This is a genomic window from Peribacillus frigoritolerans, assembly GCF_004358755.1.
GTDB lineage: Bacteria > Bacillota > Bacilli > Bacillales > Bacillaceae > Bacillus_P.
The window spans coordinates 1,191,949-1,217,790 of sequence record NZ_SMZY01000002.1 but is presented as its reverse complement, the minus strand read 5'-3'; the positions used below and the strand labels follow the sequence as shown (position 1 = coordinate 1,217,790).

At 40.9% G+C, this 25,842-nt stretch carries 21 protein-coding genes; 15 read left to right on the top strand and 6 right to left on the bottom strand.

Translation table 11 applies throughout. The features are described 5' to 3' along the window. Positions 1 to 40 precede the first annotated feature (40 nt). The 7 genes from queG to E2R53_RS13300 all read left to right on the top strand — a co-directional run bounded on the left by queG (position 41) and on the right by E2R53_RS13300 (position 8,451). The gene (gene queG, locus E2R53_RS13325) at positions 41 to 1,174 is read left to right on the top strand and encodes a tRNA epoxyqueuosine(34) reductase QueG (RefSeq protein WP_133312191.1); all 1,134 of its coding nucleotides are present in this window, start codon (positions 41 to 43) and stop codon (positions 1,172 to 1,174) included. A gap of 65 nt (positions 1,175 to 1,239) precedes the next feature. Beyond that, positions 1,240 to 2,130 carry an amidase domain-containing protein gene (locus E2R53_RS13320; protein ID WP_133312190.1) on the top strand — a complete coding sequence of 297 codons (891 nt, stop codon included), beginning with the start codon at positions 1,240 to 1,242 and terminating at the stop codon, positions 2,128 to 2,130. 44 nt (positions 2,131 to 2,174) lie between these two features. Next, positions 2,175 to 2,660 carry a tRNA (uridine(34)/cytosine(34)/5-carboxymethylaminomethyluridine(34)-2'-O)-methyltransferase TrmL gene (trmL, locus tag E2R53_RS13315; RefSeq protein ID WP_435796792.1) on the top strand — a complete coding sequence of 162 codons (486 nt, stop codon included), beginning with the start codon at positions 2,175 to 2,177 and terminating at the stop codon, positions 2,658 to 2,660. A gap of 510 nt (positions 2,661 to 3,170) precedes the next feature. Further along, on the top strand, positions 3,171 to 5,066 hold the full coding sequence (locus E2R53_RS13310) for a PrkA family serine protein kinase (RefSeq protein WP_133312188.1): 1,896 nt from the start codon (positions 3,171 to 3,173) through the stop codon (positions 5,064 to 5,066). Between the two features lie 183 nt (positions 5,067 to 5,249). Next, positions 5,250 to 5,411: a hypothetical protein gene (locus E2R53_RS23300; RefSeq protein WP_154317796.1), complete on the top strand. Its 162-nt coding sequence runs from the start codon at positions 5,250 to 5,252 to the stop codon at positions 5,409 to 5,411. A 351-nt stretch (positions 5,412 to 5,762) separates the two neighbouring features. Continuing rightward, a complete protein-coding gene (gene yhbH / locus E2R53_RS13305) occupies positions 5,763 to 6,935 on the top strand; it encodes a sporulation protein YhbH (RefSeq protein ID WP_133312187.1) in 1,173 nt (390 codons plus the stop codon). 130 nt (positions 6,936 to 7,065) lie between these two features. After that, positions 7,066 to 8,451: a M48 family metallopeptidase gene (locus E2R53_RS13300; RefSeq protein ID WP_133312186.1), complete on the top strand. Its 1,386-nt coding sequence runs from the start codon at positions 7,066 to 7,068 to the stop codon at positions 8,449 to 8,451. Positions 8,452 to 8,833: 382 nt separating this feature from the next. Here E2R53_RS13300 and E2R53_RS13295 read toward each other — a convergent pair whose 3' ends face one another. Beyond that, entirely contained in the window at positions 8,834 to 10,246 is a 1,413-nt protein-coding gene (locus E2R53_RS13295; protein ID WP_133312185.1) for a PLP-dependent aminotransferase family protein, read from the bottom strand. Between the two features lie 105 nt (positions 10,247 to 10,351). Between E2R53_RS13295 and gabT the strand changes: the two genes are divergently transcribed. The 8 genes from gabT to chbG all read left to right on the top strand — a co-directional run bounded on the left by gabT (position 10,352) and on the right by chbG (position 18,961). Continuing rightward, a complete protein-coding gene (gabT, locus tag E2R53_RS13290) occupies positions 10,352 to 11,653 on the top strand; it encodes a 4-aminobutyrate--2-oxoglutarate transaminase (protein WP_133312184.1) in 1,302 nt (433 codons plus the stop codon). 25 nt (positions 11,654 to 11,678) lie between these two features. Continuing rightward, positions 11,679 to 13,070, top strand: coding sequence for an APC family permease (locus E2R53_RS13285; RefSeq protein ID WP_133312183.1), 1,392 nt, complete (start codon positions 11,679 to 11,681; stop codon positions 13,068 to 13,070). Continuing rightward, on the top strand, positions 13,045 to 14,436 hold the full coding sequence (locus E2R53_RS13280) for an NAD-dependent succinate-semialdehyde dehydrogenase (protein WP_133312182.1): 1,392 nt from the start codon (positions 13,045 to 13,047) through the stop codon (positions 14,434 to 14,436). Before E2R53_RS13285 ends, E2R53_RS13280 begins: the two co-directional genes overlap by 26 nt. Positions 14,437 to 14,737: 301 nt before the next feature. Then, entirely contained in the window at positions 14,738 to 15,043 is a 306-nt protein-coding gene (locus tag E2R53_RS13275; protein ID WP_133312181.1) for a PTS sugar transporter subunit IIB, read from the top strand. A 31-nt stretch (positions 15,044 to 15,074) separates the two neighbouring features. Then, the gene (locus E2R53_RS13270) at positions 15,075 to 16,427 is read left to right on the top strand and encodes a PTS sugar transporter subunit IIC (protein ID WP_286166178.1); all 1,353 of its coding nucleotides are present in this window, start codon (positions 15,075 to 15,077) and stop codon (positions 16,425 to 16,427) included. Positions 16,428 to 16,459: 32 nt separating this feature from the next. Next, entirely contained in the window at positions 16,460 to 16,774 is a 315-nt protein-coding gene (locus tag E2R53_RS13265) for a PTS lactose/cellobiose transporter subunit IIA (RefSeq protein WP_286166196.1), read from the top strand. Positions 16,775 to 16,838: 64 nt separating this feature from the next. Next, on the top strand, positions 16,839 to 18,167 hold the full coding sequence (locus tag E2R53_RS13260) for a 6-phospho-beta-glucosidase (protein ID WP_133312298.1): 1,329 nt from the start codon (positions 16,839 to 16,841) through the stop codon (positions 18,165 to 18,167). A gap of 104 nt (positions 18,168 to 18,271) precedes the next feature. Next, complete coding sequence (gene chbG / locus E2R53_RS13255) at positions 18,272 to 18,961, top strand: chitin disaccharide deacetylase (protein WP_133312179.1); 690 nt, start codon at positions 18,272 to 18,274, stop codon at positions 18,959 to 18,961. Between the two features lie 570 nt (positions 18,962 to 19,531). Here the strand turns inward: chbG and E2R53_RS23765 are convergent. The 5 genes from E2R53_RS23765 to E2R53_RS13230 all read right to left on the bottom strand — a co-directional run bounded on the left by E2R53_RS23765 (position 19,532) and on the right by E2R53_RS13230 (position 25,779). After that, a complete protein-coding gene (locus E2R53_RS23765) occupies positions 19,532 to 20,020 on the bottom strand; it encodes an acyltransferase family protein (protein ID WP_165970981.1) in 489 nt (162 codons plus the stop codon). Between the two features lie 197 nt (positions 20,021 to 20,217). Beyond that, positions 20,218 to 22,905: a sigma 54-interacting transcriptional regulator gene (locus E2R53_RS13245; protein ID WP_133312178.1), complete on the bottom strand. Its 2,688-nt coding sequence runs from the start codon at positions 22,903 to 22,905 to the stop codon at positions 20,218 to 20,220. Positions 22,906 to 23,096: 191 nt separating this feature from the next. Beyond that, positions 23,097 to 24,827 carry a HAMP domain-containing sensor histidine kinase gene (locus E2R53_RS13240; protein WP_133312177.1) on the bottom strand — a complete coding sequence of 577 codons (1,731 nt, stop codon included), beginning with the start codon at positions 24,825 to 24,827 and terminating at the stop codon, positions 23,097 to 23,099. Further along, positions 24,824 to 25,537 carry a response regulator transcription factor gene (locus E2R53_RS13235; protein WP_133312296.1) on the bottom strand — a complete coding sequence of 238 codons (714 nt, stop codon included), beginning with the start codon at positions 25,535 to 25,537 and terminating at the stop codon, positions 24,824 to 24,826. Before E2R53_RS13235 ends, E2R53_RS13240 begins: the two co-directional genes overlap by 4 nt. A gap of 56 nt (positions 25,538 to 25,593) precedes the next feature. Continuing rightward, complete coding sequence (locus E2R53_RS13230) at positions 25,594 to 25,779, bottom strand: hypothetical protein (protein WP_133312176.1); 186 nt, start codon at positions 25,777 to 25,779, stop codon at positions 25,594 to 25,596. Positions 25,780 to 25,842: the final 63 nt, after the last annotated feature.

The following is a 25,842-nucleotide window of genomic DNA, read 5'->3' as shown; positions in this document are numbered from 1 at the left end:
ATGTCTTTTCGAAAATATGAACCGAAGGGAGGTGCAGGACATGAATTATGAAGAACTTAAGCAGGATATTCTTTCATTCAGCAAAAGCATCGGCATTGATAAAATCGGATTTGCACAGGCCTCTGTTTTCGATGAACTGAAGCAGCGGCTGATTGTTCACGAACAAAATGGATATCAGTCCGGTTTTGAAGAGCCTGATCTTGAAAAACGGACAAATCCCGATGTCCTCCTGCCGGGGGCAAAATCGATTATTTCCATTGCGCTTGCTTATCCATCCAAGCTGAAGGATGCACCCAGAAGCACGAAGGAAGATAGAAGAGGTATCTTTTGCAGAGCTTCCTGGGGACAGGACTATCACCATGTATTAAGAGATCGGCTGAATAAGCTCGAGGTATATATACGGGAGCGGGTTCCGAATGCTGAGTTTAAATCAATGGTTGATACAGGCGAATTGTCAGACAGGGCTGTGGCAGAAAGAGCGGGCATTGGCTGGAGCGGGAAAAACTGTGCGATCATCACTCCGGAATTTGGATCGTATGTATACTTGGGTGAAATCGTCACAAATATTCCATTTTCACCGGATACACCAATGGAAGACCGATGCGGCAGCTGCAATATTTGTGTGGATGCGTGTCCGACAGGAGCACTTGTACAGGGCGGCCAGCTTGATTCAAATAAATGCATCGCCTTTTTAACACAGACGAAAGGCTTTTTAGCGGATAAATACAGAAAGAAGCTGGGCAACCGTTTATATGGCTGTGATACGTGCCAAACCGTTTGTCCCGAAAACAAAGGCAAGGATTTTCATCTTCATGCCGAAATGGAGCCGGATCCTGAGATTGCAAAGCCGAAGCTTAAGCCCCTTCTTACCATGAGCAACAGAGAGTTTAAAGAAAAGTTTGGACATGTATCTGGGTCATGGAGAGGGAAGAAACCGATTCAGAGAAATGCAATTATTGCGCTCGCTCACTTTAAAGATCAAACCGCTATCCCTGAACTAATCCAGCTGATGCATAAAGATCCGCGTCCGGTTATTCGCGGAACTGCTGCTTGGGCAATTGGCTCAATTGGCGGAAAAGAAAGGCTGATCGACTTGAAAAAAGCCCTTCAGCATGAAGAAGACGAAGAAGTCCGGGATGAAATCGAAAAAGGAATATCGCTAATAGAAGCGTAAGTTTCATACTTGCCAATCTCCTTTCATATGGTCTTACTAACGACAAATATGGCGGTGAGGCATGGATGAAAAATAATCTTTCAGCTGCAATAAAGGCGAAGTTAGAGCTTCTTATCAATAATCGGCGTGCTAAAGAGCTTGATATTATAGAAGACAGCAAAGCGATGCTGCGGAAAAAAAAGATTCTGGAAGACCGGGATGTCGAGATTTTAAAAGGAAATGCCTCTGTTCAATTGCTGGAGCTGGATAAAGTATCTGACCTTGAGCAGCGTGTTCTTTACCGGTGCCATTATAAATATTTTCATAAAGATAAGGAATCCTTTTATCTTGAAGAAAAAACGGAAAGCCGTATAGCTGAGTTTCAAAATGGAACAATCATCAGGGATTATAAGGTCGAGCATGAGTATGATGAACCTATTGCAGAAAGTGAAGATCCTTCAATTGAAAGAGTCTCTTTTTTCTACGACAGGCTCGCTGCCGTTCAATATGCTGAAAGATGGTGGAACACCCACAATCCCAAGTTTAAAAACTTCGATGTGAACTGCACGAACTATGTTTCCCAGTGTCTTCACGCTGGCGGCGCTCCAATGAGAGGGTACCCGGGGCGATCAGCCGGATGGTGGATGCAGAACAATATCTGGAGCTACAGCTGGACGGTTGCCCATTCCCTCACCCTGCATCTCGGAAATTCAAAGACAGGCTTGAGGGCGACAGCTGTACGCGCGCCTGAGGTGTTAATGCCGGGGGATGTCATCTGTTATGATTTTCAAGGGGACGGCAGGTTTGATCATACAACGATTGTTGTAGCTAAGGATCAGGCAAACATGCCTCTTGTAAATGCAAATACGTACAACAGCCGAATGCGTTATTGGGATTATGAAGACTCAACAGCTTACACGCCGAACATTAAGTATAGATTTTTTCATATCGAGGATGATTCGGGCTCTAAAAAATAATAAGTGGTATAATACGGGTAACAGATTTAGATGAGGTGAAGAAAGTGGCATTACATGTCGTACTCTATCAGCCGGAAATTCCGGCAAACACAGGAAATATTGCGCGGACTTGCGCTGCAACCAACACCACGCTGCATTTAATCCGTCCTCTTGGATTCAGAACGGATGACAAAATGCTGAAGCGTGCAGGGCTTGATTATTGGGAATTTGTAAATGTTGTTTATCACGATTCCTTAGATGAGCTTTTTGAAGCCTATCCGCAAGGGGAATTCTACTATATAACGAAATTCGGAGAACAACCGCATACAACATTTGACTACAGCAATCATGAAGAAGATACCTTCTTTGTTTTCGGGAAAGAAACGACAGGACTTCCGAAAGACTTAATTGCTGAAAATCTGGAAAGATGTCTTCGTTTGCCGATGACAGGAAATGTGAGATCCCTCAATTTATCGAACACCGCTGCGATTTTAATCTACGAAGCATTAAGACAGCAGAACTATCCTGGATTACTCAAAAAAACGACCTGAGAAAACTTCTCAGGCCGTTTTTTTTTATGTTTATTTTTTCACGCCCGGCTTATCGTTGTACCCAGCAGTGAATATCGAAACTAGAAAAGTGATGCATACCCCTAAGATTAATGCCAATTTCATCGTGCTGATTCCTCCCTTATATGTAAATGATGACCCTTACATAGCTAGTCCTATTATATCTTATCCCTAATATCATGTGAATAAAAATGGGAACATTTCCTGAATTATCTTTTTTTGTTTGATTTTTAACAGGCTGTCTTATCTGTCTGTCCGAGTCTAAACAGTCGGTTCCGCTTATCTATTGTCCAGCTCCACCTCCTAGCCCCTCGGCCAGAACAGATTCGGCAGTAAAGGCAAAAAGCGCCTTTACTGCCGAATCCTTATCTGTCTGCCCGAGTCTAAACAGTCGTGTTCCGCTTTTCTAAATTAAACAAGAATGTTAAAGGACATCCTTGCATAAAGTGTATTAATCGCGCTCAAGTATCACCAATGATGGAGGAGGTCCTTATGGATATCTTAAAAAAAATTGAAAAGTACAGAGAAGATGAACAGCGACTGAAGTGGGAAGGAACCTTCGTTGAGTATTTAGAGATGTTAAAAGAGAAACCATGGGTTGCACAATCGGCTCACTCACGAGTTTACAATATGATCAAAGATGCCGGTATAGAGGAAGAAAATGGATCAAAGCGCTACAAGTTCTTTGATCATAAGCTGTTTGGACTTGAAGAGTCACTGGAACGACTTGTAGAGGAGTACTTCCACCCGGCAGCTAAGCGGCTTGATGTCCGGAAACGGATTTTGCTGCTTATGGGCCCTGTCAGCGGGGGTAAATCAACGCTTGTGACGATGCTGAAAAGGGGTCTTGAAACATATTCTCTTACGGATCGCGGTGCAGTGTATGCGATTAAAGGCTGCCCGATGCATGAGGATCCTTTGCATTTAATTCCCCACCATCTAAGAGAAGATTTCTTTCAGGAATATGGTATTCGCATTGAGGGGAATCTTTCGCCTCTAAACCTGATGAGACTTGAGCAGGAGTACGGAGGCAGAATAGAAGATGTGTTAATTGAGCGGATCTTTTTCTCAGAAGATAAACGGACCGGCATCGGAACGTTCAGCCCGTCAGATCCGAAATCACAGGATATTGCAGACTTAACAGGAAGCATTGATTTTTCAACGATCGCGGAGTTTGGTTCAGAGTCGGATCCTCGGGCCTACCGTTTTGACGGCGAGCTGAATAAAGCAAACCGCGGAATGATGGAGTTTCAGGAAATGCTGAAATGTGATGAAAAATTCTTATGGCACTTATTATCGCTCACCCAGGAAGGCAATTTTAAAGCAGGCAGATTCGCATTAATTTCAGCGGATGAACTGATCGTTGCCCATACGAATGAAACGGAGTACCGTTCGTTTATATCGAATAAGAAAAATGAAGCCTTGCATTCCAGAATTATCGTGATGCCTGTTCCATATAATTTAAGAGTTTCTGAGGAAGAAAGAATTTATGAGAAGATGATCAGTGAGAGTGATGTAGCAAATGTTCATATTGCCCCTCATACGATGCGGGTTGCAGCCATGTTTACCATTTTGACCAGATTAAAAGATCCTAAGCGGGGCGACATCGACCTCGTCAAAAAGATGCGTCTTTATGATGGCGAAAGTGTTGAAGGCTACAATAACGTCGATGTTGAAGAGCTGCAAAAGGAGCATGTGGATGAAGGAATGAGCGGGATTGATCCGAGGTATGTCATCAACCGGATTTCTTCGACCATCATCAGAAAAGAAATTCCTTCTATAAATGCCCTGGATGTCCTCAGATCTTTAAAAGAAGGATTGGATCAGCACGCATCCATCTCAAATGAAGACCGCGAGCGATACTTGAACTTTATCTCCGTTGCGAGAAAAGAATACGATGATCTTGCGAAAAAAGAAGTGCAAAAGGCATTCGTTTACTCATACGAGGAGTCTGCCAAAACGCTTATGGATAACTACCTGGATAATGTGGAAGCTTATTGCAATAAGAACAAGATCCGCGATCCGCTGACTGGGGAAGAAATGAATCCGGACGACAAATTGATGCGCTCCATTGAAGAGCAAATTGGAATCTCTGAAAATGCGAAAAAAGCGTTCAGGGAAGAAATTCTTATCCGAATCTCTGCATATGCACGTAAAGGTAAACGATTTGATTACAACTCTCATGAGCGTCTTCGCGAAGCCATTCAGAAAAAGCTCTTTGCTGATCTGAAGGATGTAGTGAAAATTACAACATCATCGAAAACACCTGATGAGCTGCAGCTGAAGAAAATCAATGAGGTTGTAAAAAGACTCATTGATGAGCACGGTTATAACTCAACATCTGCAAATGACCTGCTGCGTTACGTGGGCAGTCTGTTAAATCGGTAAACGAAAGCCGGGTGATTGTGCCCGGCTTTTTGACGCGGAAATGGAGAGGCTGAACGGTTTCCGTTTTTATCGGAGGAAATTTCGACAAAGGCTGTATCCCATCCATATTCATAGTGCAGCCTGCCCAAGGTTTCAATTTGGATAATACCGGGAAAAGTAAAAATAAGACTGGAGGTGCTTACCATGACAAAAAGAAATGAAACAGAAACAGAAAACGGCTCAATGGTGCGCAATATGAAGGATTTAGTAGAGCATTCGAAGATCATGGAGCATATGAAAACCAATCAGGAAGTGAAAAAAAGCGGCAAAAAACCTGATCCTGCTCAGCATGAAGATAAAAAATAAAACTCTCTGATATGACTGTCAGAGAGTTTTTTTCTGTCCTTTTTTACACCAAGACAAAGCATGGTCAATGGATAATGCATATGTATGAAAATGGTTTCCCTCATCTGTGCAAGATGAAAGCTCTTTGTTGAATAAACCGGTATGTACGTTAAATAATTATGCACAATGAAACTTGTCTATTTTTTATGAGGACCAGCCTAATTTTCTAAATTATTTGTCAATTATCTCTTTTTTCAGCATAGGATAGAGTAATCTAAACAATACCGAATCTAGACCCAAGGCTATTTTATGTATATAGGTGCAGTTTGGTGAATCTATTCCAAAATTATTTTTGGAGGGGGAGAAAATAAGATGATAGAAGGAAATGGGCGCAACTTTGTCATTTCGAATGAAGATTGGTCCCTCCATCGCAAAGGCCACGACGATCAAAAACGTCACCAGGAGAAGGTTCAGGAAGCTATCAAAAGCAATTTGCCAGATTTAATTACAGAAGAAAATATTGTGATGTCAAATGGTAAAGATGTTGTTAAGATTCCGATCAGGTCACTGGATGAATATAAAATCAGATACAATTATGATAAAAATAAACATGTTGGTCAGGGAGATGGAGACAGCAAAGTCGGCGATGTTGTAGCAAGAGATGGTTCTCAGTCAAATGCAAATGGTCCCGGAAAAGGGCAGGGTGCAGGCGATCAGGCGGGCGAGGATTATTACGAAGCAGAGGTTTCGCTGATGGAGCTTGAGGAAGCGCTGTTTAAAGAGCTTGAACTGCCAAACCTTAAGAGAAAAGAGCTGGACCAGATTGTTGTAGAGAATATTGAATTCAATGATATTAGAAAAACAGGTTTGATGGGAAATATTGATAAAAAACGAACGATGCTTTCTGCCTATAAGCGCAACGCGATATCAGGGGCACCGAAGTTTCATCCGATCTATCCTGAGGATTTAAAATTTAAAACATGGAATGAAGTGGTGAAGCCTGAATCACGCGCAGTCGTTTTAGCCATGATGGATACAAGCGGATCCATGGGTATTTGGGAGAAGTATATGGCCAGAAGCTTTTTCTTTTGGATGACAAGATTTTTGCGCTCCAAGTATGAAAAAGTTGAAATTGAGTTCATTGCCCACCATACAGAAGCAAAGGTCGTCTCGGAAGAAGATTTCTTTTCGAAAGGGGAAAGCGGAGGAACGATCTGTTCATCTGCCTACCGGAAAGCACTGGAAATCATTGAAGAAAAGTACCAGCCGAGCCGCTATAATATTTATCCTTTCCATTTTTCAGATGGAGATAATTTAACATCCGACAACGCCCGCTGCGTGAAGCTTGTGGGAGAACTGATGAAGGTATCCAACATGTTTGGATACGGGGAAGTTAATCAGTACAACCGCCATTCTACTCTAATGTCCGCTTATAAGAATATCTCTGATGAAAGATTCCGCCATTATATCCTCAAGCAAAAAGTCGATGTGTTTCACGCGATGAAAGGATTTTTCCGGAAAGATGAAGAGCAGATGTATGCATAGAAAAAGAGGGCGAAACACCGTCCTCTTTTTCTATTTTTCTATGAATAAATAACCTTCCAATCAAGCGGAAAAGTAGGTAAAATAGGATAGTTCATATCACACATGAAAATTACATAATCCGGAGGATCAAATGTCAGAGCATATACACAGAAAAGAACATATTTATTTCATTATCCTGCTATTAATCAGTATTCCAATGTACTTATTATTTATTTTTACAGGTGTCGGACTTCTCATCTTAATTCTTTTTATCCTGATCCCGCTTATTGCTCATTTGCTTTCCATCGGAGTGATCCGTGGCAATGGAGTGAAGGTTACCCCTTCTCAGTTTCCTGAGATTTATGCCAAGGTGAATGATCTTGCCGTTAAAATGGAAATGAAGAAGCTTCCCGATATTTTTATTATTGAATCAGAAGGCATGCTGAATACATTTGCGACAAGATTTTTAGGGCGAAACATGGTTGTCCTTTATTCGGGATTAGCCGAACTGCACGTAAAGGGCGGAAAAGAAGAACTTGATTTTGTCATTGCGCATGAGCTTGCACATATTAAAAGAAATCACCTATTAAAAAATCTCCTTGTTCTGTTTGGAAACTGGGTGCCGTTCCTCGGCAGCGCTTATTCAAGAGCCTGTGAGTATACGTGTGATGCTCTGGCACATTATTATACGGAAGACCTGGATGCCTCAAAACGGGCATTGACTGTCCTTGCGATTGGTCCAGTGCTTTATAAATATGTTAATGAAACGGACTATCTGCAGGAAAGCAGCCGTGAGAAGAACCTGTTTGTCTGGTTAAGTGAAAAAGTATCTACACATCCTGTACTTCCAAAGCGGATTCATCACCTGAATGGGAAATTTGGCGAGTCTGATCCATCCATTTCATTTAGGACAACTGCTTTGTTTAAAGCAGGAATAGCCGGAGCATTTGCCCTGATCTTCATCCTCGGAGCTGGCAGCGTCTTTTTAGTTCAAATGCTTGCTAAAACAAGTCTTTACAGTGACTTTGTACTGGACAGCGAGGAAACAACCCAGCTTATGCTTGCAGCTTCAGAGAATGACTTAGAACGTGCAGAAGAGCTTATAGAAAGCGGGGAAGACGTAAACGCTCAGGATGCCATGGGCATGACTCCGCTTATGTATGCAAGTTATCCGCCGGCAGATGAATACGAAGAAGAGTTGATCATCAATGCTGAAATGGTGGAGCTGCTCCTTAAAAATGGGGCAGATCCGAATATCGTTTCAGATAATGGAGACGTGGCTACGGTAGATATCATCTATTCAGGTGATCTTGATTTAGCTGAATTGCTTATTGAAAAGAACGCCGATATCAATCTCGAAGACGGCTACGGACAAACAGCGCTTACTGCTGCTGTTTATGAAGAAGATGTAAAAATGGTCGAACTGCTGTTGAATGCAGGGGCGGATCCTGATTATGCCACAAGTGAAGATGAAACGGCCCGCTCGATTGCAGAGGAAATAAAGGTGCCGGAAATTACTGCCCTGTTAAACAAGTAGATTGCAATTTTTATAGAAGATGATATTATATTGATAATTTACAGTTGAAAGGGAGATACACCGTGTAAGTAAATCGTTCTTCTATGTTTTTATCTAAATCTAACATAAAAGGAGAAACGGTTTTAGTTGGATCTTGATTGTTGAAGGAGACTGCACATATCACTTACATCCATTGTACTCGTGATTCTGTTTATTCTCAGTATTTTAACCTTAGAGGTAAAAAATCCGCCTCGTGTGCAAGTGGCATCTGGTCATTTGCCTGCTGTACAGTTTTATCAGGAACTTCGTCCTAGATAAAATGTATATTGGTTTATAGATGAGCAAAAAAAGTCCAAATCGCATCTGATTTGGACTTTTTTGTTATAGCTTACATGAAAAACATCTAAGAAAATATCAAATACAGCCGATTCACTGCTTCTTTTATTTTTTTCTCTTGAATATTGGCAAATCCGAGAACGAGACTGATTCTGTTTTCTTCTATTATGCTGTTCTTTAGCATGAAACGTCTCATTGTATAGATTTCCAGATTTTCTTCGATTGCTCTTTTTTCAATTTCCCCATAATCCAGCTGCGTTTTAAAATGAGCAAGAAAGTGAAGCCCTGCGGGGACATTTTCTATAGAAACCTTATGTTTAAATCGGTGCTGCAGTTCTTTGATTAACGTTTTTCTTTTGATTTCATAATGGTGATTCATCCGTTTAACATGCCGGATGTATTCGCCGCTTTCTATAAAGTAATGCATCGTAAAAAGGCTCAGTGTGTTGCTGGATTGAATTAAATCAGCATAATACTCGCGATGTTCCCTTAATAAAATGGGCGGAAGCACCATATAACTGATCCGCAGTCCAGGAAACATCGTTTTTGAAAAAGTGCCTGTATAGATGACGCGCTGATTTCGATCTAAGCTTTGCAAAGAGGGAATATGATCGGTTTCATATTTAAATTCACTGTCATAATCATCTTCGATAATGTACCGGTCATCAGAAGAAATCGACCAGTTTAATAGTTCGATGCGTCTTGCAATCGGCATAATTTTACCGGTTGGAAATTGGTGGGAGGGCGTCACGACTGCAAAATTTGCATTGGAGCGTTCCACTTCATTTATATTAACCCCTTTTTTATCCATTTTAACGGGGCGGATGTCAAATTCCATCTTTTTCAGTAAATGATAGAGTCTTGAATATCCGGGATCCTCCACAGCAATAATGGTCTCTTTTTTACGGGGCTCCATTAATTGGCGGACTAATGTTTTTGTCCCTGCACCAATAACAATTTGTTCTGGCTCACATATGACCCCTCGTGTTAAAGCGATCAAATGGCAAATCGATTTCCTTACTGAGTAAGGCCCCTGAGGATGGGGCATTTCCGAAAGTTCTCTTGAGTGATTCTTTATGGCTTTTTCCTGACACCTTATCCACTCTTTAAATGGAAATAACGATAAGCTTGAGGTCATATGAGAAAGGGATAGTCTATCTTCGCTGACAGAACTAGTTTCTATTAAATCAGCCGGCAATGTATGTTTCACTGATTCTCTTTGATTAATAAACTGAGTAATATTTTCGACATAATACCCCTTTCTTTCAAGGGGATAAATATATCCTTCAGCCAATAATTGATCATAGGCATTCATCACTGAATTGACACTGACCTCTAATTGTTTTGCCAATATTCGTTTAGAAGGGAGCTTATCATCCGGCTTCATTCTTCCTTCTAGAATATTGGCCTTAATCCCCTTATAAATTTGCTGATAAATAAAATGGGAATCCATTTTTTTATCAATTGAAAAGTAAATCATGTTTATCCCTCTTCATCTGGTACCTAAAATATTTTCTATTTGGTACTTTTTATTATACCAGATAGTTATCATAATAATGAATAAATTCTGATAAGGAGGATTATTATGATAACTGCACATTCAACTACAAAAGAATTACAAGAGAAAAGAAGGAAGTATGTCCCGAAAGGTGTGAGCAATGGAAATTTGAACATTGCGCAATATGCTTCCGGTGCAACAGTTACAGATATTGATCAGAATGAATGGATAGATTTTGCAGGTGCGATCGGCACTTTGAATGTAGGGCACAGTCATCCAAAAGTAACCCAGGCAGTGAAAGAGCAAGTCGATAAATTTTTGCATCCTGGATTTAATGTCATGATGTATGAAGGCTATATTAATCTGGCAGAAAAATTATGCCGCATCACTCCAGGCAGCTTTGACAAGCAGGCTATTTTATTTAATTCAGGAGCTGAAGCTGTGGAAAATGCAATCAAAATAGCCCGCCGCTATACAGGAAGACAAGCTGTCGTTTCCTTTGTCCGCGGTTATCATGGCAGAACGAATTTGACAATGACGATGACCAGTAAAGTAAAACCATATAAATTTGGATTTGGGCCGTTTGCTCCGGAAATCTATCAGGCTCCTTTCCCATATCTCTATCAAAAACCAAATGAAATGACGGAAGAATCCTATGTAGACATGAAAATTGAAGAGTTTAAGGAGTTCTTCATAGCTGCAGTTGCTCCGGAAACAGTTGCTTGTGTTGTCATGGAGCCTGTCCAGGGTGAGGGCGGATTTATTATTCCTCCTATTAAATTTGTACAAGCCGTTTATGATTTTTGTCAGGAGAACGGGATTGTTTTCGTAGCCGACGAAATTCAAACAGGGTTTGGAAGAACAGGAAAGGTATTTGCGATTGAGCATTTTAATGTAGCCCCGGATCTGATAACAGTATCAAAGTCATTGGCAGCCGGTTTGCCATTAAGCGGTGTTGTCGGGAAAACAGAAATGTTAAATGTAGCTGATCCGGGAGAACTCGGAGGCACATATGCAGGAAGCCCGGTCGCATGTGCTGCAGCATTGGCGGTAATTGATATTATGGAAGAAGAAAAACTTTCGGAAAAGGCAGAAGTGCTTGGACAAAAAATGGAAGACTTTTTAAATGAACGATATGAAAAACATGATTACATGGGAGATATTCGCCGATTAGGTTCTATGGTCGCGGTTGAAATTGTGGAAGACCGCATAAGTAAGCTGCCTAATAAAAAGAAGACAGCAGAAATTGTGAAGTACGCAAATGAAAATGGTTTATTGCTCCTCTCTGCCGGTTTAAAGGGCAATGTTATTCGTTTCCTTATGCCGCTGGTAATTACGGATGAGGAATTGGCAAAAGGACTGGCCATTTTGGAAAAGGCGTTTCAATAATTTCTAAATGATTGGGGGGAATTAGATGGAGAAGAATTTTTCGAAATCAATGTCGAAGGTAGATGTCTTATTCTTAGCCATGGGTGCCATGCTTGGGTGGGGATGGGTTGTTCTGTCAGGTGAATGGGTATCTAAAGCAGGATTTTTAGGAAGCATCATCGCCTTTTTGATTGGCGGACTATTGGTTATTTTCATTGGCTTAACTTATGCAGAGCTTGCAGCAGCTATTCCGGAAACAGGCGGGGGACTGGTTTTCGTCTTGCGTGCTTTTGGGAGACGGAGTTCATTTGTAGCAGCCTGGGCTGTTTTATTTGGATATGTTTCTGTTATCACCTTCGAAGCCGTCGCGCTTCCTACCGTTTTAGATTATATTTATCCCGTGCAGCATCAAGTTTTTCTCTGGACATTGGGGGGATGGGATGTTTACTTAACCTGGGCCCTGATCGGATCTGTCGGCGCCGTTTTTTTAACAGCTTTAAATTACTTTGGGATAAAACCGGCAGCCATTTTCCAGTCTGTTTTTACAGTTGCCATTGTCGCGGTGGGCCTCCTGTTAGTATTCGGAGCCATTAAAAACGGGAATACAGCTAACCTTGAGCCTCTTTTTAAGAATGGAGCCGGAGGGACGATGGCCGTATTGGTTATGATTCCATTCTTATTCGTTGGCTTTGATGTTATTCCGCAGGTCGCTTCTGAAATTAACGCACCACCGAAGATTATTGGCCGGATCTTGATCATATCAATTATCACATCTGTCGTGTTTTATTTATTTATCGTATTCGGGGTTACAACAGGGTTATCAGAGTCGCAGATAAATAGTTCCCAATTAGCTACTGCTGATGCCATGGTCAATTTATTCGGGAATCAATGGTTTGGCACCATTCTTGTCCTGGGCGGAGTAGCGGGAATCGTTACAAGCTGGAATGCCTTTATTATCGGGGGCAGCCGGATTCTCTATGCGATGGCCATTCGGGATATGATCCCTAAATGGTTTGCTCATATCCATCCAAAATATAAAACTCCGACAAACGCCATTCTCTTTCTGGGACTGCTTGCCTTCATCGCTCCTTTCTTAGGCAGACCGGCCCTCGTTTGGATTGTAGATGCAGGCGGAGTTGGAATCGTCGTCGGCTATTTGATCGTGTCTCTTGCTTTTTTAAAGCTTCGGAAAACAGAACCGAATTTAGAACGTCCGTACAAAGTGAAATACTGGAAAACAACAGGAACTCTTGCTATCATATTAAGCATCGTGTTTTTAAGCTTCTATTTGCCTGGCATGCCTTCTGCTCTTGTCTGGCCGATGGAATGGATCATTCTTGCTGTATGGTGTTTAATTGGAGCCGCCTTATATTTCTCCAGTCCAAAAGAAAATAGAAAAGAGTTGAATACGAATGCCGGAATCGTTCAAAGTAAATAATCCTGCTACAGGGCAGATGATTGCAGAAGTAAGCATTCATTCTGAAGAGGAAATTAAACAATCGCTTAAAAAAGGACATGTAAGCTTTAAAAGCTGGTCTAAAATAAACGCTCACGAACGATCAAGACTGTTAAAAGAATGGTCACGAAAAATACAGGAAAATAAAAGCGAAATCGCTGAAATCATGACGCTTGAGAACGGGAAACCTCTAAAAGAATCATTAGGTGAAGTAGACTACGCTGCAAGCTATATTGACTGGTATGCTGAAGAAGCCAAACGCATCTATGGCCGCACCATTCCGGCGTCTTCAGAATCAAAACGAATTTTCGTAAGCAAACAGCCAATAGGGTTAGTCGCTGCGATTACACCGTGGAATTTCCCGGCCGCAATGATGACCAGAAAAGCAGCCCCGGCCCTTGCAGCCGGCTGTACCTTTATTGTGAAACCTGCAGAAGATACGCCTTTGACTGCTATTAAGGTAATTGAACTCGCACATGAAGCAGGGATCCCAAAGGACGCCATTCAATATGTGATTGGTGACGGCAAAGAAGTGGGAGACTTATTTACTTCAAGTGAATATGTAAGAAAAATTACGTTTACAGGTTCGACGCCTGTAGGAAAATCCCTCATCAAAAACAGTGCCGAAACGGTTAAACATGTCACAATGGAATTAGGCGGGCATGCTCCTCTCATCATTGCGGAGGATGCAGAACTTGATTTCGCTGTTCAGCAAACCATCGCCTCTAAATTCAGAAACGCGGGGCAAACATGTGTATGTGCCAACCGTATTATCGTTCATGAAAATATTATTGAAGAATTTTCTCGGAAATTGACTGAGAAAGTGAAAGAATTAAAAGTAGGCAACGGTCTTGAAGAGGGAACTCAAATTGGTCCAATTATCAATGAAAAAGGATTTAACAAGATTGTTGAACAAATCAATGATGCTCTAGATAAAGGGGCGAAAGTACTGACTGGAAATGAATTCCGCGCGAGCAAGGAACAGGGTTATTTCTTTGTCTATCCTACCGTCTTGCAAAATGTTCATGAAGACATGAAAATCATGCAGGAAGAGACATTTGGTCCTGTAGCGCCGATTATGAGCTTTAAAGATATTGAAGAAGCTGCAGAAATTGCGAACAGTACGCCTTACGGACTTGCTGCGTATTTCTTCACCAATGATTACAAAATCGGAACCTATTTAAGTGAACATTTAGACTTTGGTATTATAGGCTGGAATGATGGAGCTCCTTCTGCTGCTCATGTGCCATTTGGCGGAATGAAAGAAAGCGGTCTGGGTCGAGAAGGCGGTACGGAAGGCATTGAGCCATATTTAGAAACAAAATTTATTTCGATCGGGAATTTATAATTAACAGAACTAATGAAAGCCTAATTTCTCTCATGAAACCCAGAGGAATTAGGCTTTTTGTATTCGTATAATTTTTACGCCTCAATAAATTTATACCCCCTGAATTTCACCAACACAAATAAAAGCTCAAATCACACACTAAGCAAAAACAATTTAACACACTGCCGCTTTTAAAAACAACACACTATGAAATGAATGAAACACAACATTCCCACTGGCTTGATAAACATGAGGATTTAAGAGTTGGCACAGGACTTGCATTATAACTAAGTGAAAGAGAAAAACAAATGGAGGGGAAACGATGAATATTTTACTGGTTTGTTCAGCGGGAATGTCGACTAGTATGCTTGTGACAAGAATGGAAAAAGCAGCAGCGGAACAAGGGGTTGAAGCAAAGATTTGGGCTGTGTCAGGCGATGAGGCAAAAGAAGAAATGAAAAATGCGGATGTTGTTTTGCTCGGTCCGCAAGTAAGGTTTTTGCTGAAAAATATGAAAGCGATTGCTGATCCTCAGGGGATACCGGTTGAAGTCATCAATTCCATTCAGTACGGAATGATGGACGGCAAGGCTGTGCTTGAGGCAGCAGTAGGCTTGGCGAAAAAATAGATTCTATATACTTTGAGATTGAGGGTGAAAGATGATGATGGAGTTTATTGAAAAGTATATTCTTCCGGGTGCCGTTAAGTTTGGAAATAATCGGCATTTATTAGCGATACGCGACGCACTTATTGGTATGATTTCGATTACAATGATTGGTTCATTCGCTGTATTATTTAACAATCTAGGTGCAGCCATCCCGCCGTATCAAAAAATGATGGTATGGATTTTTGGGGATACGTGGACAACTCTTGGCGGAGATATATGGTGGGGCACTTTTGCCTTCATGACTGTTTTTGCCGTCGTTGGAATTGCCTACAAACTTGCAAGATCCTATGATGACGATGGCTTTGAAGCCATGCTTGTTGCACTGGCATCGTTTTTTGTCCTTGTTCCTCAAGTAGCAAAAGTGACACTGACGATTGCAGAGAAACCTGAGACAGGGGATGCCTGGGGCTTTATCAGCAATACGTATTTAAACTCTACTGCTTTGTTTACAGGAATCGTTGTATCTCTGCTTGCGACAGAAGTTTTTGTCAGATTAGCAAGAGTGAAGTTTTTAATTATCAAGCTTCCAGATGGTGTACCGCCTGCAGTTGCAAGAGCCTTTGCAAAACTCGTTCCTGGAATGATTACCATTTTTGTGTTCGGACTTGGCGGTTTGCTCTTCAGAAAAGCAACAAATGGCATGTATGTAAATGACTGGCTGAACCAAGTGCTTGTTGCACCGCTTACAAATGCAGCCGATTCTCTGCCGTTTGCCATCTTACTTGCGTTTCTTATTCATGCTTTTTGGGCAATTGGTTTGCACGGTCCAAATATTCTTGGCGGAATTACAACGCCTTTATTTACCCAGCTTGGAAACAAGAACATCGATCTTGCTGCTGCGGGGGTTGATGATCTCAGCAAATATGCTGTTATGGCAGGTCCATATTTCGATGCCTTTGTTTTCCTGGGCGGATCAGGAGCAACACTTGGACTATTAATTGCCTTGCTTGTTGCTTCAAAGAAACGCAAGCAAATTGTAGCCCTTGGCATGCCGCCTGGAGTCTTCCAGATTAACGAGCCTGTCCTATTCGGATTGCCGATCGTCCTGAATCCAATCTGGCTCATTCCATTTATCTCAACACCGATTGTCCTGACGATTACCTCTTATTTAGCCATTGACTTTGGTCTTGTTCATCCTGTCGTTACAAACATTCCTTGGGTAACACCTCCTATAATCGGCGGTTACCTCGCAACAGGCGCCCATCTATCAGGAGCCGTTATGGCAGGAATCAATCTCGTTATCTCAATTGCTATCTATCTGCCATTTGTCATCATGCAGGAGCGGATTGATGCGAAAAAAATAAAAGAACAAACAGCAGCGGGGAATCATCATTTATCTGTTTAGTAAAGGGAGGAAGCTCAAACATGACAGCAAGCATTTCAATTGAACAAACCGCCTTCCAAATCATTCTTCACAGCGGCAATGCGCGCAGTTCTCTTATAGAAGCGATGCAATATGCAAGAGAAGGAAACTTTGAAGAAGCGGAAGAATGTTTTGAATTGGCAAAAAAAGAGCTGACAGAGGCTCATCATTCTCAAACGGGACTTATTCAGGAAGAAGCGCGCGGTCAGAAAGCAGAAGTGTCCATCCTTTTAGTGCATGCACAGGATCATTTGATGAATACGATCACTGTCCGCGAGCTGACACAGGAGATTATTTATCTGCACAAAAAGATCGAAAAGAAAAACTGAAAAAAGAGTGAAGGAGAACGAACTGTTAACGCTCTCCTTTCTTTTTTTCACTAATACTAATGAGGTGAATGGGATGAAAATTGTAACGATTGGCGGCGGTTCCAGCTATACGCCGGAATTAATAGAAGGATTTATCAAACGCTACAGCGAGCTTCCTGTATCGGAAATCTGGCTCGTTGACATCGAAACAGGCTCGGAGAAACTGGAGATTGTCGGACAATTGGCCAAGAGAATGATTGAAAAAGCAGGTCTCCCAATCAATGTTTTTTTAACAACCGACCGAAGACTTGCATTGAAGGATGCGGATTTTGTAACGACTCAAATGCGGATTGGCTCAATAGACGCCAGGATCTTGGATGAGAAAATTCCGCTTAAATATGATGTGATCGGTCAAGAGACTAATGGTCCGGGAGGGTTATTTAAAGGGCTGCGCACTATTCCTGTCATTCTTGATATTTGCCGTGACATGGAGGAGCTTTGTCCAGATGCCTGGCTGATCAATTTTACGAATCCTGCAGGAATGGTGACTGAAGCTGTTTTAAGATACAGCAAGATTACTAAAGTTGTAGGGCTTTGCAATGTTCCGATCGGCATGAAAATGCACATTGCCAAAACGCTCAATGTTGAAAGCGGGAGAATCCATATTGATTTTGCAGGATTGAATCATATGGTATTTGGATTGCGTGTATATTTAGATGGGAAGGACAAAACAGCTGATGTCATTGATAAGCTGACTGCCGGAGAGAAGCAAATGTCGATGCAGAACATTGCTTCTCTTGAATGGGAGCCGCAATTTTTAAAAGCGCTGCAGGCCATTCCATGCCCATATCATCGCTATTATTATAAAACAAGAGAAATGCTGCAGCAGGAGAAAGAAGAAGCTGCTGTAAAAGGATGCAGGGGAGAAGTTGTGAAACAGCTTGAACTGGATTTGTTTGAACTATATAAGGATCCTGACTTATCAATTAAACCGCCGCAGCTTGAAAAGCGGGGAGGAGCCTTTTACAGTGATGCAGCATGCAGCTTAATCCATTCCATCTATAACAACAAGGGGGACATTCAGACCGTAAATGTCCAAAATAAAGGAGCCATTACAGGTCTGCCATATGAATCAGCTGTTGAAGTGGACTGCATTATTACGCAGGATGGGCCGAAACCACTTGCAATGGGAGAGCTTCCTGTTGCTGTAAACGGGCTTGTTCAGCAAATCAAATCGTTTGAGCGGATGGCAGCAGAGGCAGCAGTAACAGGCAGCTATGAAACGGCCCTGCTCGCCATGACAATTAATCCGCTTGTTCCTTCTGATCGTGTGGCAAAGCAAATCCTTGATGAAATGCTGGAAGCGCATAAAGAACACCTTCCGCAGTTTTTCAAGGAAGCATCTTATCGTTAAACATACTTTTAAAACTTGGTATTGCGCGGAAAAGTACGTCTAACATTTTTAGGGATTAAGGAATATTTATGCAAACACAGTCTTATTAGGAAAGGAGGAAGTTTATGCCTCATTTTATTATCAATGCAGATGATTTTGGTTATTCACGGGGAGTGAATTACGGAATTATTGATGCACATACTCATGGCATTGTAAATTCGGCGACAATGATGGTGAATATGCCTGGAACACAGCACGCGGTTTCTCTTGCTAAGGAGCATCCTAATCTGCAGATTGGCATTCACTTAACGCTCACTTGCGGGAGGGCTGCGAGCAATCTAGTGCCTTCATTAATAGATGATAACGGCTGCTTTAAGATAAAGAATGATCCTAACCAAAATCAGAATTTAAATGTTGCCGAAGTTGAGCTTGAATGGGAGACGCAAATTCAGCGTTTTTTGTCATTTGGCCTTACTCCTTCTCATCTTGACAGTCATCATCATGTTCATTCATGGCCAGTGCTGGAACAGGTTATTAAGAATCTCGCAAATAAGTATGATTTGCCTACAAGGCGTTTTTGGGAAGGGGAAAAGGAAGGACTGCAAGCATTCTCTGATGTATTTGTGCATACTTTTTACGGAGATGATTTAAACCCGGATTATTTTACGGATTTGATGAAATCATATCAAGGGGATATTCGTGTTGAAGTCATGTGTCATCCAGCGTATATTGATGAAGCTCTATTAAAGGGATCTTCCTATTGTTTGCAGAGAAGCAATGAGCTGTCTATATTAATGGCAGCTAGACGTGTATAGCTTGCAAATCAAGAGCAACACTGCGATCCAAAGGAGGCCATATAAGAAATGGAAATGCTGTAGAAGAGGTAAAAAAGAAAGTTACCTTTATTACGCAGCATTTACTTTACGAAAATATATTCGTGCTAACAATCTTCTACCCCAAAAATGCCTGTTTTGAATATTGAATTAAACTATATGCAATATACGAAATAACAAAAATAAACAGGGTATATAGCTGGGTCCAAATTAAATTTTCTGTCATGCTTTTCAGTCCCAAATTATTTACACCTATATCAATAAGTTTTATGAAAAAAACATGGATAATATAAATACCAAGAGCGTTGCTGCCGATTTTGGTTATAAACAAACCTTTTCCTAATTGTTTGTTATGCAGTGCATAGGAAAATAAAAACACGGTTGGAAAAATGGTGGATATGAAATATTCTCCGTGACTGCCGGAAAATATCTTTTCTAAAATGTAGCCCTCCATCACTTGCAGAAATGAAAAGACAATAAACAAATATAAATAAATAGTTCCGTTTATTTTCAGGGATTTAATCATTTGTGAATGAAAAGCAAAGGAAAATCCTAACACTGTATAAATAAACCAAAGAATAGAGCATCTCTAGTACTGATTGAAATATTGAAGAACAATGAATAGGATTGTCCGAAAAGGCCTAGTATGTTCAAAATGAAACTAAGGGTTAATAGCACATTTATTTTTTTTAGTCTATAAAAGATAAACAGAATGATGATACTCCAAATTAAGGATGTTAAAAACCATAACTGATATCCGCTGGTCCCTTTGCCAAAATAGAATAGATTCATCACTGTAAATTCATCAAAATACTGCATTAATTTCTGAAGTACATTAGAATCACTTAGATATATGACGAGTACAGCGTATATTGTATAAAAAATGAGCCAGCATACGTAAATTTTAAAAATTTTAATAACATACCTTTTGAAATATCCAACAGACTCCCGAGTATTTATGATTTTATTTCCAAATAAATAACCAGAAGCAACAAAGAAAAAAGGTACAGCGAATCTGGAAAGGTTATCAAGAATAAACAATTCAATCTGACTGTCTAATGGAAAAGGGAAAAGTATGGATCACTACTACAGCAAATATCGCAAAAAATTTAAAGTCTATTGCATAATTTCTCTCCATTATATAACCCCTTCGATTTCATCTTTTACCTTTATTGAGAATTGTTTTATTATTTGCAAATAAACCTTTTATCATTAAATAAACGTCCGTCTGGTATACATCAGACGGACGTTTTCTCAGTTTTAGCACTGCTCTCATTTTTTAATAAGAAATCCATAATGAAGCACACTTCATCATTCGGAATGGCAATTTGATAAGCCTCTTCAATTTTATTTAGGGCTTTTCGTATTTTTAAATAGAGAAGATAATGTTCATTTATTTTCGCATCTTTATCAGGATAGCTGACAAACGGCTGATTTTTCCGGAGCCGGTCCAGCATACAGCTTATATGAAGAACAATTCCCATCAGACTTTCATGATTTAAATAGGTATTGGTCTGCAGCTGCAGATCGTTTAAAACGTTCCGCACAATGGTTATAACTTCGCCTGCATCGTCAATTGAGAGAGTCTGCTGAAGGGCATCGGCCATTTTAATATACGTTTCTTCATGAGTAATCAGCTCCTGAATCGGCTTGATTTCTTTCATATTCAGAATATCCTGGACGTGAATGGTTCTGTATGGCAAGGCGATTTCAAAGTTGCAGACCACACAGAGGATGCTGCGCTCCTTTGATATATTAGTCAGCATTTTTTGCATTTCTTTTCGGTCAAAAATGCTGATCGGCAATATTTCAATGATTTCTTTATTGAAATGCAGATAGTTTTCAAGGATGTTTTTAATGGCAATCGCACTGCCTTCTCCGGTTAAGCAGGCTGTCAGGATCACTGATTTCAGCGTCTGGCTGTTTGAATGTTTCTCTTTTTGAGTCTGCATATAAAAGGGAGTTAAATTTTTTACATCTTCATAGAGTTCATCCAAGTGATAGCCAAGGCTTGCTTTCCGGGATGCTTCGATGACATGGGCGGTGCTGACCATAGAAATGACTTTAACGGGAATAGAAAACTCTGTTTCAATCATTTCTCCGATAAAGGCAAGAGATCCCATATCGATTAATAGGAGCAGTCCAGTGCAATGATTCAGAGGCTGCATTTCTCTTTTAACACGATGCAAAAATTTCTCAGGCGATTCATGAAGCGGCATATCAATGCCGGTTACATCTTCGTTTCCAAGCAGGTGATTGGTTACGGCGGCCATCTCTCTTGCAATTCCGTTTCCATGTGCCAAAACGAAGACGGCGGTTTGAAAGCTTGGCGTTTCATCAGAGTCGACAACGAAAAACATCGTAAGAAACGCAACTTCATCAAATGGTATGGTGATTGAGAACGTGTCCTCTACGAGCCTCATACTTTCTATGGCTACATTGAACTGATCGCGGTACTGATCGCGGATCGCTGTTAGATTGGGATGATAGATTGACTTGTGAGATTCAAGACGCTGCATTAAGGTTTGCAGATGAAGCGACAAGCCTACAAATACCTTCTCATCAAATGTGCGGCCTAATTTTTTTTCAGCTAAGTGAATGATTTTTTCACTGACTTTTACAATGTCGGCTGACAAAATTTTTTGGAGGTTATCTTTGCTCATCTGCTGAATCGTTTGTTTTAAATATTGTTTGAAAAGAGACTGAATGTTATGGTCCATCAGCATCGCAAGCTCTGCCTGATCAATATCCCGATTTTTCAGTTCCTCATATTTCATATCAATATGCTCGTAGATTGAATGGTCAAACGAAGGCTGACTTTGTACGGAATAAGAATCGGTCGGGCTGAAAGTGTACTGTTCATTCATTTGAATAAGAGTGTGCTTCGTTTTCTTTTCAATAAAAAGCCCTTCTTTGATGTACCAATTCAGGTCTGAAGACCTGATATGAATGCTTTGTTTTTTATTGGTGACATAGTCGGCATAGGCTTTGGCGCATGTTAGCTGAATATCTGCTTTTAGCTGGCCGATGTTGCTTGTACAAGGATAAAAAAGCAATGCCCGGATCGTATTCGTTGAGACTGAGATTTCTTTACCCAGGCGGATGCTTTCATCTGTGAAGAAGCGTTTAATTAACAGCAGACGTTCTTCTGAGGATCGTTCCCGGAGCGGGGGAAGGGTGATAAACATCGGCATTCTCCGCTTGAAGGTACCAAGCAGGGAAGAGACAGGGTCCTCCGTTGTAGCAGCCAGAATGAGAACTTGAGCCGTTCTTTCATTCTCTGATTCTCCCAGTCTGCGGTACATGCCCCCGTCAATAAACGTAAATAACATTTCCTGACCTTCTGGTGTAAGGCGATGCACTTCATCTAAAAACAAAATGCCTCCGTCAGCTTTCTCTATCAGCCCTTTTTGTTCAACTGCACCAGTATAGGCGCCTTTTTTTACACCGAACAGCTGGCCAAGCAAAAGCTGAGGGTTATTTGCGTAGTCTGCACAATTAAAGACAACGAATGGAGCCGTTTCATGCAGACGGCCTGCTTCTCGGGCAAATTTATGCATGATGGAGGCGAACATGGATTTTCCGACGCCTGTTTCGCCGAAAATGAGCGTATGCATGCCATGAGGCGGATAAAGAATTGCTGATTTAGCCTGATCGATGGAGGTCCGTAAGCTTCTGTTTTCTTTTTGAAAAGAGTCAAATAAACTGATAACAGGTCTGAAAACTTCCGTATCATCCCCAGCATTTAAAAAGAAAACGACAGGTCTTGATGAAGACTTTGACAGTCTTCCTTCTTTTACAAGTTTATTCAGATCGCTGCTTACATTAGCACGGTCAAGCTGAAGCAATTTTGAAATTTCCGCAGCAGAATAGGAGGCCCTGCTCCGTTCCTTAAATAAGCTGTAAATCAAATCCTTTCTTTTCATAAAACGCGACAGCCCCTTTTGCACAAACTAGTATAAAGCGCTTACATTATATGGCGGAAATCTTCTGTTTTTAAGGAATAATCTACTATAAAAATATCACAGAGTCTGTAAAATGAACATCATTTTCAGAGTGTAAAATAGATCCAATGAATCAGGCCCGTTCCTAATTTGATGGGCCTGTTTCAAAGAAATTAAAGGGGGAACTTAAGTGTAATGACTGTCCCTTTTCCAAGCTCGCTCCAAAAAGCGATCTCGCCATGATGAGCAAGAATCAGCTGTTTTGCAATGGCAAGTCCGAGTCCAGTCCCTTTTGTAGATTCTTCTGTATTTGTTCCTCTGAAATAACGGTCAAACAGATTATCCTTAGTTGCCTCGTCCATCCCGTTTCCGGTGTCTTTAATCAGGACAGAGAAGAATGCAGCTTCTTTTTTCAAAGAAATTTCAACTTCAGTTGAAGAAGGATTATGCTTGAATGCATTAGCGACAAGGTTTTCAATAATACGGTGAAACCATCTTTTATCGATAGGGAAATAGATTTCATCATCCGAAGGGTGAAAATCTATTTCCCGTTCTTGATATTGCGGATCATTTAAAACATGCACGATGGATCTTCTGATTGTTTCGTTCATTTCCTCTGTCTCAATCTGAAGCGGAAGGGCATTATTTTTCAGGCGATAGGTCAAATTGAAGTCTTCAATCAAAGACGTCATATAGCTTGCTTTGTCTTTCATAATGCAAGCGAACTCCTGCACTTCTTCCTTCGTCCAGTCATATTGATCGGACTTCAGCATGTAGGCATAGCCGTACAGGGAGCTTAAAGGTGTCTTCAGATCATGAGACAGGCCGGTAATCCAGTCTTCTCTTCTTTCATCCATCTTAGCTCGGTCCTTATCCTTTTGAATTAAATTTGAGGTGAGCACGTTGAGTGAGTAGATAATATCATGGTAGATTCTAAACGAATTTTTCAATTTTCCGTTTTGCCGTGAGCTTGCCCGGACGCCTTTTTTAGATAGAGGTTCCTCATATCTGCCCGTCGCAAGATTTTCAAGCCATAGAATCATATGAAGCAGCGGCTTTCCAAGCTTATTTGAATACCAGATAGAGATAACGAAAAATAAGATTCCAGTGAAAAGAACGAAAACGATAATCCATTTGAATAAAGAGATCATGAGACTGTTGTCAAATTGATCATCCGGGAAGTACTCCTTATTTGGGGACCCAATAATATATTTGTAGCCGGTTGCCGGATCTGCATAAGTCGATATGGACGTTTTGTGATTCCACGGTTCTTTCTTATAAGACAGGATCTCAAAGTATTTCGGCAGATTTTTATTTTGTTTATTGTGGGAGTGAATTAAGGAGTACTCAGAATCATATACCGCAAGCCAGGCTTTTTGTTTTGAAAATTCATCCTGCAATTCTTTTGAGAGCACTGGCTTCTGATTGAAAGAAATGCCGTTCTCTATAAGTTTCGTCATTAGGTCTGTATTTGCAGAATGCTTTCCGTAGAGGACAATATAGGACTTTTCTTCCTGATGGAGCATCCAATACGTCTGATCATAGTGAAAGGCTTTTTCAGCATCTGCAAAAAAATGGTCCATGGAATAGTTTTTGGGAATAGAAGAAGGTGTCAAGTATGAAAAGGCAACGTGTCCTTCCTCATCAATGACCTGCAGCCAGCCATTCTGCTTTTTGATTGCATCTCTGGCAGACTCGTCAAGCGAGATGGCATCATCATCTGAAAAATGAAAGATATCTCCAATATACAGCGGATCAATTCGTTTCACTTCTTTTTCAAGCATGTTATTGAAATCCTGTGTCATCAGGATCGCAAGTGATACTCCGGTAATGGTTAAAAACAGAATAAACCAGACAATCATATGAAAAATGAAAAAACGCGTAAGCTTTCTTTTTAAATTCATGGTTTGACCCTGTTATCTACAAATTTATAGCCAAGGCCTCTGATTGTTTTAATATAACGCGGCTGACTTGGATTTTCTTCAATTTTCTCGCGGAGCTTTCTGATGTGGACCATAACCGTGTTGTCATCAACCATGTAATGCTCATTCCAGACGTTTTCATAGAGCTGATGTTTGGTAAATACGCGATTTGGATGCTTGCAGAAGAAAATCAGCAGCTGAAAGAGCTGTGCCGAACAGTCAACCGTCTGATTTCCTACGGTTAATTCAGCTGAAGAAACATTTAGTGTGAAGCGGTCGTACTCATACCGCTCTTCTGGAGCAGTCTTTTGATTGGTTTGAGGCATCGTGCGCTTTAACAGGGCTTTAGTGCGTGCCGCCACTTCGAGAGGATTAAAAGGCTTTGTAATATAGTCATCTGCGCCATATGCAAAGCCTGATAATTTGTCTAAATCACTGCTTTTTGCGCTTAAAAAAATGATTGGCGCATCTGTTTTTGCTTTGATAAGCGGGCAAAGATCAAAACCGCTTATATCAGGAAGCATGATGTCGAGCACGATTAAATCATAATGTTTACTCTCTATTGCTTTAAGAGCGTTTGCTCCTGTTAAGCATTCATCTATATGTAAAAAGCCTTCTTTTTGAAGCACCGTGCGGACGAGCTTAATAATCGCTTCTTCATCGTCCACTAATAGAATTTTACAAGTATGAATCAAGGAAATCTTCCCCTTTCTGTCTTTCATAACCTTAATTCAAATCCGCGCATTTGTTAAGAGGATCCTGTATGTTTCAGTTTGTTTTTTTCAATCAGGTAACAAATCATATTTCCGGTTAAACTGCCCAAAAAAAGAGCAGCAAGCCACCAATAATACTGGGATGCGAATGATACTCCAAAATGTCTTGAAATCATCAAAAGACACGCGGCCGTTGCGGTAAATCTGAAAATTGCTTTCATTTAGTCAGCTCCTTCACTACTCCCAGTCTAGCAGTATTAGCTTTACACATGGTTACCCAGACC

Bases quoted from the DNA above. Each gene is read 5' to 3' on its own strand.
- E2R53_RS13275 (WP_133312181.1), top strand. From the start codon at position 14,738: ATGAATATTTTACTGGTTTGTTCAGCGGGAATGTCGACTAGTATGCTT.
- yhbH (WP_133312187.1), top strand. From the start codon at position 5,763: ATGATAGAAGGAAATGGGCGCAACTTTGTCATTTCGAATGAAGATTGG.
- E2R53_RS13245 (WP_133312178.1), bottom strand. From the start codon at position 22,905: ATGAAAAGAAAGGATTTGATTTACAGCTTATTTAAGGAACGGAGCAGG.
- E2R53_RS13230 (WP_133312176.1), bottom strand. From the start codon at position 25,779: ATGAAAGCAATTTTCAGATTTACCGCAACGGCCGCGTGTCTTTTGATG.
- gabT (WP_133312184.1), top strand. From the start codon at position 10,352: ATGATAACTGCACATTCAACTACAAAAGAATTACAAGAGAAAAGAAGG.
- E2R53_RS13295 (WP_133312185.1), bottom strand. From the start codon at position 10,246: ATGATTTACTTTTCAATTGATAAAAAAATGGATTCCCATTTTATTTAT.
- queG (WP_133312191.1), top strand. From the start codon at position 41: ATGAATTATGAAGAACTTAAGCAGGATATTCTTTCATTCAGCAAAAGC.
- E2R53_RS13320 (WP_133312190.1), top strand. From the start codon at position 1,240: ATGAAAAATAATCTTTCAGCTGCAATAAAGGCGAAGTTAGAGCTTCTT.
- E2R53_RS13280 (WP_133312182.1), top strand. From the start codon at position 13,045: ATGCCGGAATCGTTCAAAGTAAATAATCCTGCTACAGGGCAGATGATT.
- E2R53_RS13300 (WP_133312186.1), top strand. From the start codon at position 7,066: ATGTCAGAGCATATACACAGAAAAGAACATATTTATTTCATTATCCTG.
- E2R53_RS13285 (WP_133312183.1), top strand. From the start codon at position 11,679: ATGGAGAAGAATTTTTCGAAATCAATGTCGAAGGTAGATGTCTTATTC.
- E2R53_RS13270 (WP_286166178.1), top strand. From the start codon at position 15,075: ATGATGATGGAGTTTATTGAAAAGTATATTCTTCCGGGTGCCGTTAAG.
- E2R53_RS13240 (WP_133312177.1), bottom strand. From the start codon at position 24,827: ATGAATTTAAAAAGAAAGCTTACGCGTTTTTTCATTTTTCATATGATT.
- chbG (WP_133312179.1), top strand. From the start codon at position 18,272: ATGCCTCATTTTATTATCAATGCAGATGATTTTGGTTATTCACGGGGA.
- E2R53_RS23300 (WP_154317796.1), top strand. From the start codon at position 5,250: ATGACAAAAAGAAATGAAACAGAAACAGAAAACGGCTCAATGGTGCGC.
- E2R53_RS13310 (WP_133312188.1), top strand. From the start codon at position 3,171: ATGGATATCTTAAAAAAAATTGAAAAGTACAGAGAAGATGAACAGCGA.